This is a genomic window from Parabacteroides sp. CH2-D42-20 (assembly GCF_003670185.1).
Lineage (GTDB): Bacteria > Bacteroidota > Bacteroidia > Bacteroidales > Tannerellaceae > Parabacteroides > Parabacteroides distasonis.
The window spans coordinates 1-986 of record NZ_RAYG01000095.1 but is presented as its reverse complement, the minus strand read 5'-3'; the positions used below and the strand labels follow the sequence as shown (position 1 = coordinate 986).

The following is a 986-nucleotide window of genomic DNA, read 5'->3' as shown; positions in this document are numbered from 1 at the left end:
AGGCTACTTGGGGAGTAGCCTAAAGGTGCGAGAACGGTTATCACCCGGTTGTAGAGACGGGGCGTGCCCCGTCTCCCACTGTCTGATAGTATCTTTAAGTTACCATTTGGAGGGGATGAGACGGGGCACGCCCCGTCTCTACAGGAATGTATGTTCGATTTTTAGAAGGGACGTGATGATGTAGGAAATACGAGATCATTTCGTCTCTATTGCCATGTCTATACACTAGGAATAAGAACGAAGATTTAAGGAGAATCAAGGCCGGAGCACAAACTAAAACTAATGATTGCTTGTTATTTGCTATTTTTTGCTACATTTGCACCGTGAAATGAACGCTACTCCCCAAGTAGCCTCACCCCCACCTCTGGCATATAATTATATACATTCTCAAAGCAAGACTTATTTACCACCGTCATTTTCTCCAAGGAGAAACTTCTTAGATAAATCTGGGTTGTCTTGATGGACTTATGCCCCAATAACTCGCTGATCATCTCAATGGGGACATTTTGTTCCTTCAATGCCATGGCGAAGGAATGACGGATCGTGTAAGAAGTCACATCCGAGGCTATTCCCGCAACCTCCTTCAACGTCTTCAAGTTCCGGTTAAACCGGGACAAGGCCGCATTGTATTCGAGATATGCCTCATGGCCGTTCTTCGTCCCACTTAAAAAGGGAAATAAATAGCCGGAGCCTCCACCCCTCTCACCTGCCAGCTCCTTATACATAGCCTCCGCCGTATCCAAGACCTCCAACCGCATAGAGGTCCCGGTCTTCTGGCGATTGTAATCCAATATGCCGTTCTTGATATTACCCCTATTCAAATGGGCGAAATCAACGAACGACATTCCCCCATATTGAAACATCAAGCAAAGGGCCAGTTGTGTCTTCCTCAACTTCTCTCCTTTTACCGGGACAGTCATCAGGCGATTCAAATCACCCAGAGGCAAGGATTTCTTGCGCTGGCTTTCCACACCCGTAAAAACCCC

Annotated in this window: 1 protein-coding gene; it reads right to left on the bottom strand. The window is 46.9% G+C overall.

The window, feature by feature from the left end; all coding sequences use genetic code 11:
* Nucleotides 1–335: 335 nt before the first annotated feature.
* On the bottom strand, nucleotides 336–986 hold a 651-nt coding region (locus tag D7V92_RS21895; RefSeq protein WP_121773796.1), incomplete at its 5' end, for a site-specific integrase.